This window comes from Photorhabdus namnaonensis (assembly GCF_001684335.1).
Classification (GTDB): domain Bacteria; phylum Pseudomonadota; class Gammaproteobacteria; order Enterobacterales; family Enterobacteriaceae; genus Photorhabdus; species Photorhabdus namnaonensis.
Genome location: NZ_LOIC01000080.1, coordinates 98,051 through 114,315, shown reverse-complemented (window position 1 = coordinate 114,315; position 16,265 = coordinate 98,051). Strand labels below are relative to the sequence as shown.

Sequence of the window (16,265 nt, the reverse complement as noted above, 5' to 3'; positions counted from 1 at the left end):
AAGATCATGTAACGAGAGGAATAAATATGGCAATATCCAACAGCGGCAAGATGTGCCCGGCCGTCACCTCAATTAACTGCACAATGGAAATAGGAGTCTTTCCCGCCGATGAAGACCCCTGTTATCTGGCGAGAAAAGCTGAATATGCCCAGCGGCTGCCGGCAATAATTTTCACTAAACAGGGCACCATTCGCTTTCTTAAACAGATTGTCATGAGCGAATTAATCAAGCGAGAAACAGTAAGTGAATGAAAAAGAGGCGCAGGAAGAAAAGGACTCACTTAAGTTCCGGTTTTTCAGTGAAACTCTCCCAGATCAGCTTACTTTTCACCTTCGAAACTAGTCATGTGGAATCCCTCACTGACATTTTTGTCATAAGCAAGGAATTCCATCGGTCAGAATATAGTGCATCTAGAATTTAGTCGCTTTGAACATGGCGAAAGGTGGGTAACATCGTAGATCTTCATTATCCTTTAAAGCATCTGCGTCACTGTATTCAAAAAGCTCAATAGTTTTGAACCCGGCCTCGCTCAAGATTTTGTAATATGTATCTTTATGCCAATGCGTATCTGAAATCTTAAAAATAGTTCCATTTGGCAGATCTAAATACACTGGTTTAATTTCTCCATCATTGTATTTTTTATTTAGATCGCCGCTCATAAAAGAACTGAATTTAATCCCAGCAGAATCCGGATTATTATCCAATACGTAAAAAATGCCGCCAGGTTTTAATGTTCGATGAACTTCCTTGGCGATTTTTAAAAGATCAGACTTTTTACTGCTACCGATGAACACATAACAGCATATAACTGCGTCGAAAGTATTATCATTGAAGTCAAGGACACCCGTTTTGATTTGATGATAAGAACTATTGCCACGATTGATGTTGCTGGAGGCTTTATCCACCATAGTTTGTGAGATATCTACTCCCGTTACCGTCTTTATGCCTCCAGCAATTAACCGACGTGACACTTTCCCATCACCACAACCGTAATCAAGAACCGATATGTTTTGCCCCAAGCTCTCCTTAAGATCCTCAATCAACGGCGTGTACCCAAGCCTCTCTTCCAAATAATCATCATATTGTTCGAATAAGTTTGAAACCTCTTCATTCATCCAATCAGTATTCATTTGTCATCTCATATTCATGTATGTTTAGTAATAACCAAAAAAGGACTATACCCGTTATTTTTCAAGTTGCCTCTTTGTTGGCTGCATTCACTCGCTTCGGCCATATTGCAATCAATTTTAAAGATACAAGGGCTTACGGAGGTTTTTGCTAAAAAAACATAACTGAGTTAAATAAACAGGTCTAACAGGACCTAAAATAATAAATTGGTTTTTACAACACCTAAACCATATTTAACAATATTGTTTTTTCTTTAAATTGATCACGCCCCTCCAGAACCCCATCATGAAATAAATTCAACATCAAAATGACATAAATACAACTATGTGTATATGAATATTATCTATATATTGAGTCCAGTCACAATATTCATTTTTTTACAGGAGGTTTCTTGTATATATCTAAAATCAACTTGAGTCCTGCGCTTTAAAATTAATTCGGTATATTATCATGCTAAAAATAGTTTTTAAGAATAATATACAGTCGCGATAATTACTACAATAATAACCAAAAAGAAAAAAATTCACTAAATGCCATCTGATAATTACCTAAAAACAGCCGAAAAACAGTCGAAATAATGTTTTTTATAATTATTCTCTTCGCTCATCACAAAATATTAATCACTTTACTTTCCATAAAACACCATTCAAAACAATTGTAATTATTTCATAAATTTATCATTAACAAAATTAATTATTATTAATGTAATTATAAATTTTGTTATTGCATTGCCACAGGTATTTAGAGAAAAAATAGATAATAACGTTATGAAATAGTTAATGTCCGAATGATACCGTTTTATCTACCCATTATTTTCAGCCTATTTCAACCCGTTATCAGACACCCTATTTGCTGCCTTCTTTTAATGAATATTAAGAATCTCTTTACGTATTCATGAGTGCAAGTCAGCATAAATGTTTTATTTATTAAATAGTTAAAAGGAATAAACATGAGCACAATTACACCAGAACGCCCTGAAATGACACAACAGGAACAAAAAACTAACCGATTGCATGAAGCAAGTATCCTCAAACGTGCTAATCCCCAATTACAAAATGCGGTACATCTCGCCATCACAGAACCTCATGCTGATCAGCAAGGTTATAACAGTAAATTTGGTGGCCGCGCCAGCCAGTATGTCGCCCCCGGCGCAGTTGCTTCTATGTTCTCTCCCGCCGCTTATCTGACTGAACTTTATCGTCAGGCACGGGATTTACATGCAGAAAGTTCCATTTACCATCTGGATAAACGCCGCCCTGATTTAAAATCACTGACACTCAGCCAGCAAAATATGGATGATGAAGTTTCTACACTTTCTCTATCTAATAAGGTGTTGCTGGAAGGGATTAAGGCGCAGGCCGGACTGGAAGGCCACACTAATGTGATGAAAGCGCTATCAACCTTTCGCCCTACTGGTTCAATACCATATCACGATGCTTACGAAAATGTACGTAAGGTTATTCAGTTACAGGCTCCGATATTTGAGCAATTCAATACCTCCCCAGAAACAACAATCGCCAATCTGACATATCAAGCTTCCCTGCTGGGAATTAATATTTCCATCTCTCCAGAACTATTTAATATCCTAACGGAGAAGGTCACAGATGACGAAGAGGAAATTAAAAGGCTTTATAAAAAAAACTTTGACGATATTCAACCTCCTTTAATAGCAACGCTAGAATATCTAAAAAGTTATTACAATCTAACTGATGAAGAAGTTAACCAGTTTATTGACCAACAAAATATTATACGAATACATGAGGAAATGAATTCCGAATATGGTAGCCAACAACCCGCTCAATATTATTTACTCAGACTCAATAAGATTATTCTTCTATCACGGGCCACAGACATGGCACCAGCAATCCTTAAAGATATTGCCTTTAGCAGTACTTATCAGAAAATATCTCAACCTGTAGAAATCACCCTAGAATATGACCCGACCATATACGATGAATTGAGTGATATCCCCGATATCAACACAGAGATATTAGAAAGAATCTTTCGCGTTAAATACTATATGCAGCGTTACAATATTAACGCTGAAACTGCATTGATACTATGCAATGCGCCAATTTCACACAATTACTATCGCCACAGCCCCGATCAATTTAGTCGTTTATTTAATACCCCACCATTGAATGATCGGGATTTCCATATTTGGGATGATGAAGAGATTGATTTAAGCCCAAATAATGCCGATAGCTGGCAAAAAGAAGTACTTAAACGGGCTTTTAATGTCGATGATATTTCACTTTATCAATTACTAAAGATAACCCATCTTGACAATGACAATGGAAAAATAATCAATAATTTAACTAATATTTCCTATCTCTATCTGGCCAAATTACTCGCAGATATCCATCAACTAACTGTTAATGAGCTGAATTTACTGTTGGTTAACATAGGTGAAGAATCAACCAGTTTATTTGAGATTAGTGATGATAACCTGGCTGCTCTGATTGACAAACTCTATGCCGTTACCAGTTGGCTACGTACACAGAAGTGGAGTATGTACCTGTTGTTTATGATGACCACCAACGACTATAACCAAACCCTGACGCCGGAAATCCAGAACCTGCTAGATGCTGTCTACAATGGTTTGCAAGGCTTTAACAGTGAAAACGAGGCAAATCTTCTGTTGAAGATCTCGCCTTACATCGCCGCCGCTCTGCAATTGCCGTCTGAAAATACCGCTTATTATATGCTCACTTGGGCAGATCAACTAAAACCTGGCTCTGGTGCAATGACAGCAACAAAGTTCTGGGAATGGTTGCAAGCTTCACATAATTCAGAGCAATCAACCGCTGTAACAGAAGAACAAGCAGTCCAATATTGCCAATGCCTGGCACAACTGGCACTGATTTATCGTTCCACTGGCCTTAGCGAAAGTACCTTACGTCTGTTTGTCACAAAACCACAACACTTTGGTCTTACCCCAGGATCAGCATCAACACACAATGCATTATCACTGATCAAGCTGACACGTTTTACTGACTGGGTTAACTCTCTGGGTGAAAAAGCCTCTATTGTCCTGACCGCATTTGAAAAGGGAACATTAGAAGCAAAACAGTTGGCTGACGCCATGAATCTTGATGAGAATCTGCTGTCGCAAGCCAGCACTCAAGCACAAGTTAATTTCTCCAACTGGGCATCTATCGACACCATTCGACAATGGGTTAGCATCACACTCCAATTGAATATCGCGCCACAAGACGTTTCCACTCTGGCTCAATTGCTGACCGCAGAATCTCCACTTGACTATAGCCAATGGGAAAACGTAGCGGCAATATTAACCGCCGGACTGGACACCCCAAAAACCGATACCCTACACACTTTTCTGGATGAATCTCGCAGCGCCGCGTTAAGCGCGTACTATATAGCCAACAAAGATAAAGATGCAGAAATTAAAAACCGTGATGACCTGTACCAGTATTTATTGATTGATAACCAAGTTTCCGCCGCCATCAAAACTACCCCGATTGCAGAAGCTATCGCCAGCATCCAGCTATATATTAACCGGGCACTGAAAAACATGGAGGGAAACTCAGTCTCGCAGGTTGCCACCCGACCATTCTTTACCGATTGGGACAAATACAATAAACGCTACAGCACCTGGGCCAGCATAACTAAGCTTGTTTACTACCCAGAAAATTACATCGATCCGACGATACGCATCGGGCGAACAAAAATGATGGATACGTTGTTGCAATCCATCAGCCAGAGCCAATTGAATACCGATACAGTAGAAAACGCCTTTATGTCTTATCTGACGTCGTTCGAACAGGTGGCTAATCTGGAAATCATCAGTGCCTATCATGACGACATCAATAGCAATCAGGGATTAACCTACTTTATCGGACACAGTAAAACAGAAGTGAATCAATATTATTGGCGTAGCGTGGATCACAATAAATTCAATGACGGTAAATTTCCTGCTAACGCCTGGAGTGAGTGGTACAAAATTGACTGTCCAATAAATTCCTATCAGAGCACTATCCGTCCGGTAATTTTCCAATCTCGCCTGTATCTGATCTGGCTGGAGCAGAAGAAAATTGCTAAACAGGCAGATAATAATAAAACCATCGAAGATTATTATTATGAACTAAAATTAGCACATATTCGTTATGATGGTACCTGGAATACACCAATAACATTTGATGTCAATGACAAAGTATCTGCTGTTTTAAAAATGTCAAATCCACCAGCAACTTCAGAATTATTAGAGTCACCAGAGTCATTAAAACTAGGATTCTATTGTATAAACCATCAAGACAAAGATAAGTTGCTGGTAATGTTTTATCGCAAACAAGATGAACTGGATGAATATAAGAGAAAAGTAAAAGTGTTAGCAGAAGCAGAAAGAAAAGTAAAAGAAATAGCAGAAAAAGGGGAGGAAACAGAGGTAGAAACAAAGGTAGAAACAGATCTTCTGACAGTAGAAAAAGCTAGAGAAATAGAAAAGAAATTAAAAGAAAAATTAGAAAAATTAGAAAAATTAGAAAAAGAAAGATTAGAAGCATTAATAAAAAAGTTAATGCAAGAGTTAATGCAAGGAGTGTATATCTCCTCTAATATGTTATTTGAAAATATAGAGCCTGAACAACACAGAACTATTTATGAACTCACCTATAATCAATTTGATACTAACAATGTCATAAGGGTGAATAACCGGAATCCTGTTACCCATGAGATTAACGACGATAATATCCTGACTGTTCACAATGATAAAAACGGGGCGCAATACATGCAGTGCGGAGCCTATCGCATCCGCCTTAATACGCTGTTTGCCCGTAAATTAATTAATCGCGCCACGGCCGGAATCGATACTATTTTAAGTATAGAAACGCAGAAATTGCCAGAATCTCAGTTAGGGGAAGGATTTTTTACTTATCTCACTCTTCCTAAATATGATCAAACCGTACATGGCAGCGAACGTTGGTTTAAAATTCATATAAGAAATGACAACAAACTGATGAACTTGTATCACAAGGGAATATTAACTGATACCGAAACGAGCATTACTCTTTTCATCCCTTGGGCTAATACACAAGAACGCGTCGAAATAGCAGTAGAATATCAGAATAAGTTTTATCAGGATCAACAAAACTGGGAAACAGCCTTATTCAAGTTTAATTTGGCTAACCAGAAATTTATATTGGTTAATGATGCTGATAATAAGAAAGTCGTGATAAATGATATTGAGACAATCGTTAAGAAATATAAGGGGTTTCTTGATATTTCCATTCTTATCGATCAGCACACGGAACCAATGGATTTCAGCGGTGCTAACAGCCTCTATTTTTGGGAACTATTCTACTATACCCCGATGCTGATTGCTCAACGTTTACTACACGAGCAAAACTTCTATGAAGCCAACCGTTGGCTGAAATATGTCTGGAACCCATCCGGTTATATTGAGCATGGTCAGATTCAGCACTACCGCTGGAACGTCCGCCCATTATTGGAAGATACCCGTTGGAATGATGATCCTTTAGATTCGGTCGATCCCGATGCGATAGCGCAATATGATCCAATGCACTACAAAGTCGTTACTTTTATGCGTACCCTTGATCTGTTGCTGGACCGTGGAGATTACGCTTATCGTCAGTTAGAGCGGGACACGCTCAACGAAGCTAAAATGTGGTATATGCAAGCACTGCATCTATTAGGCGATAAACCTGATTTGTCGTTTAGTTCAGCGTGGAGTAATCCGAATTTAGACGACGCGGCCAAAATCGAGAATCAAGAGGAACATGGCCAAGCAATGGCCGCCCTGCGACAAGGTGATATTAGTCGGCACAGCAACCCGACAGATCTTTTCTTGCCACAGGTCAATGAAGTGATGCAAAACTATTGGCAGACACTGGAACAACGGCTATATAACCTACGCCATAATCTTTCCATTGACGGCCAGCCCTTGTATCTGTCTATTTACGCCACACCGGCAGATCCAAAAGCGTTACTCAGTGCTGCTGTCGCTAGCTCACAAGGCGGAAGCAAGTTACCAACGTCATTTATGTCACTGTGGCGTTTCCCACAGATGTTGGAAAACGCGCGCGGTATGGTAAGCCAGTTAACACAGTTCGGCTCCACGTTACAAAATATTATCGAACGTCAGGATGCGGAAGCCTTAAACACGCTATTGCAGAATCAAGCGGCAGAACTGATATTGACTAATCTCAGCATACAGGACAAAACCCTGGAAGAGCTGGATGCGGAAAAAATCGTACTGGAGAAATCCAAAGCTGGAGCGCAATCACGCTTTAACAGCTACAAAAAGCTATACGATGAAAATATCAATGCGGGTGAAAACCGGGTGATAGCCTTGCATGCCTCTGTCGCTGGCCTCAGCACCGCCTTGCAAGCATCGCGTTTGGCAGGTGCCGCCCTTGATCTGGCGCCCAATATTTTCGGTTTCGCAGATGGCGGCAGCCGTTGGGGAGCAATTGCCGAAGCGACAGGTAATGTCATGGAATTCTCCGCGAGTGTTATGAATACCGAAGCGGATAAAATCAGCCAGTCCGAAGCCTATCGCCGTCGCCGTCAGGAGTGGAAAATCCAGCGTAATAATGCCGAAGCGGAGATAAAACAGATCGATGCCCAACTTCAATCGTTGGCAGTACGCCATGAAGCCGCGATGTTGCAGAAAACCAGCCTGAAAACCCAGCAAGAACAGACTCAGGCGCAATTGACTTTCCTGCAACGTAAATTCAGTAATCAAACGTTGTACCACTGGTTACGTGGTCGGCTAGCGGCTATTTATTTCCAGTTCTACGATTTGGCTGTAGCTCGTTGTTTGATGGCAGAAATGGCTTATCGTTGGGAGACTCATAATACCGCGGCAAGCTTTATCAAACCCGGCGCCTGGCAGGGGACGCACGCTGGTCTGCTCGCCGGTGAAACCTTGATGCTCAATCTGGCGCAAATGGAGGATGCCTATTTGAGATGGGATCAACGCGCTCTGGAAGTGGAACGTACTATTTCACTAACGCAACTTTATGGAACACTGCCAGAAAAACCGTTTAATTTGACAACACATATCTCTGCCCTGCTAGCAGGTAGTACAACTGAACCCATTGGCAATCATTCCGTTACATTAGAAAACGGCCAACTAAGCGCCAAAATCTCTCTGTCAAGTCTGTCACTACATAACGACTACCCAGAAGGCAATGGCGTAGGCAACATTCGACGTATTAAACAGATCAGTGTCACCCTGCCAGCCCTATTAGGGCCATACCAAGATGTACAAGCCATTTTGGCCTACAGTGGAAATGAAACCGGATTAGCTGAAAGCTGTAAATCACTGGCAATTTCTCATGGGGTTAATGACAGTGGTCAATTCCAGTTGGATTTCAACAATGGTAAATTCCTGCCGTTTGAAGGGATAGCGATTAACGATACCGGCACATTAACACTCAATTTCCCGAATGCGACCAGCAAACAGCAAGCCATGTTGCAAGCATTGAGCGATATTATTCTGCATATTCGCTACACCATCCGCCAATAACTATCTCAATCAAATGGTAAAAACAGGCTCCTAAACGGGGCCTGAACCTTTCATGAATATACAAATCTGCCCTATTAACCTGTCCAGCGCTGGTTATAACAGCGGTATTTCCTTTTCTCATGCGTCCGATTGCCTACTATAAAATATCAACCCTCTTCTTTTTCATAGTATGCCATATGTAACAAAGGCAATTATTTCATTTAGTTATTGTAAATCAATTATATTACTTGCGATGTAATTATAATTTTTGTTATTGCATCACAACAGCCATTTAAATAAATAATAACGTTACGAAATAGTTGATGGTTAAATGGTGTTTTTCATTTGACTGTTATTTTCAACCTAATTTCAAACCGCTATCAGACGTTACCTGTGTTGTCTTTGTTTTGATAGAGATAAATAACCTTATTTATCTCCACGATACTCAGGCCAGCGTAAATGTTTTATTGACTCAACATTTAAAAGGAATAAACATGAACACCCTCAAATCCGAATATAAACGAGCGTTAGGAGCAGGTTTTAATAATCTAACCGATATTTGCCATCTCTCTTTTGACGAACTGCGCAAAAAAGTGAAGGATAAACTCTCATGGTCACAGACCCAGAGCTTATATCTTGAAGCACAGCAGGTGCAAAAGGATAACCTTCTGCATGAAGCCCGTATTCTGAAACGCGCCAATCCTCAATTACAAAGTGCGGTCCATCTTGCCCTGACAACACCTCATACTGACCAACAAGGTTATAATAGCCGATTTGGCAATCGCGCCAGCAAATATGCAGCCCCTGGCGCAATTTCCTCCATGTTTTCTCCCGCGGCTTATCTGGCTGAACTTTATCGTCAGGCACGAAATTTACATGCGGAAAGTTCCATTTATCATCTGGATACGCGCCGCCCAGATCTAAAATCATTGGTACTCAGCCAGAAAAATATGGATACGGAGATTTCCACACTTTCTCTGTCTAATAACATGTTACTGAACAGTATTAAGACTCAGACTAATTTGGACAGCCATGTTAAAGTGATGGAAAAGTTATCAACTTTCCGCACTTCTGGCTCAATGCCATATCACGATGCTTATGAAAGTGTACGTAAGATTATTCAATTACAAGCTCCTGTGTTTGAACAATCCAGTACATTAACAGATACGCCAATCACCAAACTGATGTATCAAATCTCCTTGCTGGGGATTAATGCCTCTGTCTCACCGGAGCTGTTTACTATTCTGACGCAAAAGATAAAACCAGCAACCAATGCTGATAACACTAATGAACTAAAAAAACTTTATAAGAAGAATTTTGGTGAAATTAAATCTATTCAAATGGCAAGGGCAGAATACCTGAAAAGTTATTATAATCTGACAGACAAAGAACTTAACCAGTTTAGTAAAAAGATTAAACAAATAGATAGCCTGTGGAATATGGAAGACAATATTACCCAATACTATCTATTGAAATTCAATAAAGCTATTAATCTATCTCGAGTAACCGAGCTATCACCAATAATCCTTAACAGCATTGCCATCGATATCCTTAAAAAAACACCTCCAGAGGATGACTCTGACAACCCTTTTAAGGACGATTCTGATTACCTTGAAAGCTTTAAAGACCTTGACCTTAGTGACGAACCAGATATAGACGAAGATGTATTAAGAGAAGCTTTACGTGTTAAAGGCTATATGCAACGTTACAGTATTGATGCTGAGACTGCATTAATACTGTGCAAGGCGCCAATTTCCCAACATAGCAATGACGGCCATCTAAACCAGTTTGATCGTTTATTTAATTCCCCAAAACTGAGCGGGCAGGATTTTTCTACCAATGGCACTCAGAAGATTGATTTAAACCTAAACAATATCAACGGCTGGAGCAAAACAGTACTTAAACGTGCTTTTAATGTCAATGATACCTCATTAAACCAACTACTAAAGATTACCAATCCGGTCAATACTACTGGAATAATAACTAATAATATAGAGAATCTCTCTCATCTTTATCGAACAAAATTACTCGCGGATATCCATCAGTTAACTATTGATGAATTAGATTTTCTACTGACTGCTATAGGTAAAGAAAAAATCAACTTATCTACCATCAATAATAATGATCTGGTAACCCTGATTGACGAACTCTATACCGTTACCAATTGGCTGCGTACACGGAAGTGGAGTGTATATCAGCTATTTGTGATGACCACCACTGACTATGACAAAACCCTGACACCAGAAATCCAAAACTTACTGGATACTATATATAACGGTCTGCAAGATTTTGACAAGAAAATACTAAAAGCCAAAGAAGAGCTAAAAAAAGCGGAAGAAAGCCAGCCAAAATCGGAAGAAAATTTAAACAAAGCCAAAAAGAATCTGCAAGAGGTTGAGGAGAATCTGAAAAAAACACTATCTCATTATATCTCCGCAGCTCTGCAATTACCGTCTGAGAATGTTGCTCTCTCCGTGCTGAACTGGGCAGATAAACTAAACTCTGGCAAAGCAGACAAAATGACGGCAGACACACTCTGGGACTGGTTGCGGCAAAATCCTTTTGGAACTCAATCATCGGAACCAACAGGAACAACTGCATCAGATAACTCAATTCAACAAGCTGTCCAGTATTGCCAGTGTCTAGCACAACTAGCACTGATTTACCGTTCTACTGGCCTTAGCGAAAGCACCTTGCGTCTGTTTGTGACAAAGCCGCAACACTTTGTTATTAAAACCAAAGCAACTAAAACAACCGGGACAACGGCACATAACGTATCAACACTCATGTCACTAACGCGTTTTGCTGACTGGATTAACTCACTAGGTAAAAATGCCTCTTCTGTACTGACCGAGTTTGAAAAAGAAACATTAACAGCAGAACTATTGGCTAACGCCATAAATCTTAATGAAAAGCTGTTGTCACAAGCCAAGACTCAAGCAAAAACTAATTTATCCAATTGGCCATCTATCGACAGCCTATTGCAGTGGATTAACATCTCACGTCAATTGAACATTTCTCCACAAGGTGTTTCTGAACTGACGAAAATATTAGACATAGAATCTTCTACTAATTATGCCCAATGGGAAAATGTCGCTTCGATATTAACCGCCGGGCTAGACACCCAAAAAGCTAATGCCCTACATGCGTCTTTGGATGAATCTCGCAGCGACGCGTTAAGTACATACTATATTTATTCTCATAACCAAAAAGATCGACAAGAAAGAAAACATACGGTAATTAAAGACCGTGATGATCTGTATCAATATTTACTAATTGATAACCAAGTCTCCTCAACCATCAAAACCACGGAAATTGCTGAAGCTATCGCCAGTATCCAACTGTATATTAACCGCGCATTGAAAAATATGGAGGGGGATATCGACACAAGTGTCACCAGCCGTTCATTCTTCACTAACTGGGATAAATACAACAAACGCTACAGCACCTGGGCTGGTATTACTAAGCTCCTTTACTACCCTGAAAACTATATCGATCCAACACTGCGGATCGGCCAGACAAAAATGATGGATGCGTTACTGCAATCCATCAGCCAAAGCCAATTAAATATCGATACCGTAGAAGATGCCTTTAAATCTTATCTGACATCATTCGAACAGGTGGCTAATCTAGAAGTTATCAGCGCCTATCATGACAACATTAATAATGACCAAGGATTAACTTACTTTATCGGGCACAGTAAAACAGAAGTGAATCAATATTATTGGCGTAGTGTGGATCACAATAAATTCAGCGAAGGTAAATTCTCCGCTAATGCCTGGAGCGAGTGGCACAAAATTGACTGCCCAATTAACCCCTACGAAGATATTATCCGCCCGGTAATCTTCCAATCCCGCCTGTATATTACCTGGCTGGAACAGAAGAAGACAACTAATCGAGCAGAAGGAAAAACTGTCAAACAAGAAGACAAAACAACCGCAAACTATCATTACGAACTGAAATTGGCACATATTCGTTATGACGGTACTTGGAATACACCAATTACCTTTGATGTAGATAAAAAAATATCTGATCTAAATCTAGAACAGAATAAAATGTTAGGGCTCTATTGTGCAAGTTATCAAGGTAAAGATAAATTGCTGGTCATATTTTATCAAAAGCGGCCCGAACAAGCAGACTATAAACAGGCTACCATGCAAGGGTTATATATCTCCTCTAATATGTCACAAGAAGAGATGGTGCCTGATAATTATAAAACTAATATCTATAAACAGCTTGATACCCATACTACAAATAGTAGCGTTATAAGAGTCAATAACCGCTATGCAGAAAGCTACGAAATCCCTTCATCAATAAACAGTAATAACGGTTATGATTGGGGAGAAGGCTACCTGAGTATGGTGTATGGTGGGAATGTGCTGATTACCCGTCCCCAACTAAATGGTTCAAAAATCCAAATTTCACCAAAGTTAAGAATTATTCATAATGGATATGAGGGTCGACAACGTAATCAGTGCAATCTAATGAAAAAATACGGCAAACTCGGTGATAAATTTATTATTTATACCACGTTAGGTATTAACCCAAATAATTCATCAAATAAAAAATTTATCTATCCTGTTTATCAATATGAAGGAAATACCAGCCAGCTTAGTCAAGGAAGGCTCCTGTTTTATCGGGATAGTGCCACTAACTTTGCAAGAGCATGGCTTCCTTCCTCTGGATCTCAACCAGCACGAGAAATATCTACAGCCAACAATGGTGGTAATAGCAATGGTAACGATGGTTATATTACAAATTCTCTTAATACCGCAGATCCGTTTAAACAATATTTCTATATGGATGACCACGGCGGTATTGATACTGATGTTTCTGGACCGATATTTATTAATACAAAAATTCAGCCTTCTAACGTTAAAGTCATAATAAAGGCTACCGGTATCGAAGAAAAAACATTTATAGCAAGAGAGAACAACAATGTGCCTATTGAGCCAACCCCTAACTTCGAAGAAATGTATTATCAATTTAAAGCTCTCGAAGAAATAGATGTCTCCAAGCTTACATATAATAATAATGAAGCAAGTATTGATATCACCTTTACAGCATCTGCTGATGCATTTGAAAGTGGTCAGAAAGAACGTAATCTAGGCGAAGAACATTTCAGTATTCGTATTATCAAAAAATCGGAGACTGATAATGTCTTATCCCTTCATAGCGATCCAAGCGGGGCACAATATATGCAATGGGGAGCCTATCGTACTCGCCTTAATACCCTGTTTGCCCGTAAATTAATTAGTCGAGCCAACGCCGGGATTAATACTATTTTGAGCATGGAAACTCAGAACATTCAGGAACCTAAATTAGCAGAAAGTTCCCCTGATGCAATGGAACCAATGGACTTCAACGGCGCCAACAGCCTCTATTTCTGGGAGCTGTTCTACTACACCCCGATGTTGATCGCTCAACGTTTGCTGCACGAGCAAAACTTCGATGAGGCTAACCGTTGGCTGAAATATGTCTGGAACCCATCTGGCCATATTGCCAATGGTCAAAAGCAGCATCCCCACAACTGGAATGTCCGCCCATTACAAGAGGATACCAGTTGGAACGATGATCCGTTGGATACATTTGATCCCGATGCCATAGCTCAACATGATCCGATGCACTACAAAGTCGCCACCTTTATGCGCGCCCTTGATCTATTGATCGAACAGGGAGATTACGCCTATCGCCAATTGGAGCGGGACACTCTCGCCGAAGCTAAAATGTGGTATATGCAGGCACTGCATCTCTTGGGTGATAAACCTCATCTACCTCTCAGTTCAACATGGAGTGATCCAGAGCTAGAAGAGGCCGCAGATCTTGAAAAACAACAGGCACATGCCAAAGCAATAGCAGATTTACGACAAGGCCAGCCCACAAGCGGAAGCAACACAGATCTTTTCCTGCCACAGGTCAACGAAGTGATGCTGAGCTATTGGCAGAAACTGGAACAACGGCTGTATAACCTGCGCCATAACCTCTCCATTGATGGTCAACCTTTACACTTGCCGATTTTCGCGACACCAGCTGATCCAAAAGCGTTGCTCCGCGCCGCTGTCGCCAGCTCACAAAGTGGCGGCAACCTTCCGTCAGAATCATTTATATCGGTGTGGCGTTTCCCACATATGCTAGAAAACGCCCGCAGTATGGTCAGTCAGCTAACCCAATTCGGCTCCACATTACAAAATATTATCGAACGTCAGGATGCGGAAGCATTAAACACACTGTTGCAGAATCAGGCGGCGGAACTGATATTGACCAATCTCAGCATACAGGACAAAACCATTGAAGAGCTGGATGTTGAAAAAACTGTGCTAGAAAAAACCCGCGCCGGAGCTAAATCGCGTTTTGATAGCTACAGCAAATTCTACGATGAAGATATCAACGCGGGCGAAAAACAGGCGATGGCGTTGCGTGCTTCCGTCGCTGGCCTCTCAACCGCCCTTCAAGCGTCACATCTGGCGGGCGCGGCACTTGATCTGGCCCCCAACATCTTTGGCTTCGCTGATGGCGGTAGCCATTGGGGGGCGATCGCCCAAGCCACAGGTAATGTCATGGAATTCTCCGCCAGTGTCATGAACACCGAAGCGGATAAAATTAGCCAGTCTGAAGCCTACCGTCGGCGTCGTCAGGAGTGGGAAATCCAGCGTAACAACGCTGACGCGGAGCTGAAACAAATTGACGCTCAGCTTCAATCATTAGTAGTACGCCGCCAAGCCGCCGTGTTGCAGAAAACCAGCCTGAAAACCCAACAGGAACAAACTCAGGCACAACTGCTGTTCCTACAACATAAGTTCAGCAATCAGGCATTGTACAACTGGCTGCGTGGCCGATTGTCCGCCATCTACTTCCAATTCTATGATTTAACAGTAGCGCGTTGTTTGATGGCCGAAATGGCCTATCGCTGGGAGACTAATAAAACCAACGCAAGCTTTATCAAACCGGGCGCCTGGCAAGGAACCCATGCTGGTTTGCTGGCAGGTGAAACCTTAATGCTGAATCTGGCACAGATGGAAGATGCCTATTTGAGGCAAGATAAACGTGTATTGGAGGTAGAACGTACCGCTTCACTCGCCGATCTCTATAAAGAGACAGGCCAATTTTCCCTGACCGAGAAAATTGCGGAATTGGTGAAGCATAAATCAGGCACTGCCGGTAGCGGAAGTAATACCCTGATTTTTGGTACAGGAAACGCCCAAGCCTCTCTGCAAGCATCCGTTTCGTTAGCTGACTTACAAATTCGTAACGATTACCCAGAAAACAGTGGAGTCGGTAGCGTTCGCCGGATTAAACAGATCAGTGTCACCCTGCCGGCTCTGTTAGGACCTTATCAGGATATACAGGCAATTCTGTCTTACAGCGGAGAAGCCTCCGGATTGGCTGAAAGTTGCAAATCATTGGCGGTTTCTCATGGGATGAATGACAGCGGTCAGTTTCAACTGGATTTCAACGACGGCAAATTCCTGCCATTTGAAGGAATCGAAATCGATAAAGGTACGTTGACATTAAGCTTCCCGAACGCAATTGATAAAGAAAAAGACAAAAAAGGCAAACAACAAGCCATGCTGGAGAGTCTGAACGACATTATTCTGCATATTCGCTACACCATTCGCCAATAACGATTTCAACTAAGTGCTAAAACAGG

At 40.9% G+C, this 16,265-nt stretch carries 4 protein-coding genes; 3 read left to right on the top strand and 1 reads right to left on the bottom strand.

Features of this window, described 5'->3' with window-relative positions; translation table 11 throughout:
• Positions 1 to 26 precede the first annotated feature (26 nt).
• Positions 27 to 251 (top strand): hypothetical protein, encoded by a 225-nt coding sequence (locus Phpb_RS16180; protein WP_240492586.1) that lies wholly within the window; start codon positions 27 to 29, stop codon positions 249 to 251.
• 159 nt (positions 252 to 410) lie between these two features.
• On the opposite strand, the gene Phpb_RS16175 is transcribed toward Phpb_RS16180, so the two are convergent.
• A complete protein-coding gene (locus Phpb_RS16175) occupies positions 411 to 1,130 on the bottom strand; it encodes a class I SAM-dependent methyltransferase (protein ID WP_065391236.1) in 720 nt (239 codons plus the stop codon).
• A gap of 947 nt (positions 1,131 to 2,077) precedes the next feature.
• On the opposite strand from Phpb_RS16175, the gene Phpb_RS16170 reads away from it, so the two are divergent.
• On the top strand, positions 2,078 to 8,638 hold the full coding sequence (locus tag Phpb_RS16170) for a Tc toxin subunit A-related protein (protein WP_065391235.1): 6,561 nt from the start codon (positions 2,078 to 2,080) through the stop codon (positions 8,636 to 8,638).
• Between the two features lie 473 nt (positions 8,639 to 9,111).
• Positions 9,112 to 16,239, top strand: a complete 7,128-nt coding sequence (locus Phpb_RS16165; protein WP_065391234.1) for a Tc toxin subunit A-related protein — start codon at positions 9,112 to 9,114, stop codon at positions 16,237 to 16,239.
• Positions 16,240 to 16,265: the final 26 nt, after the last annotated feature.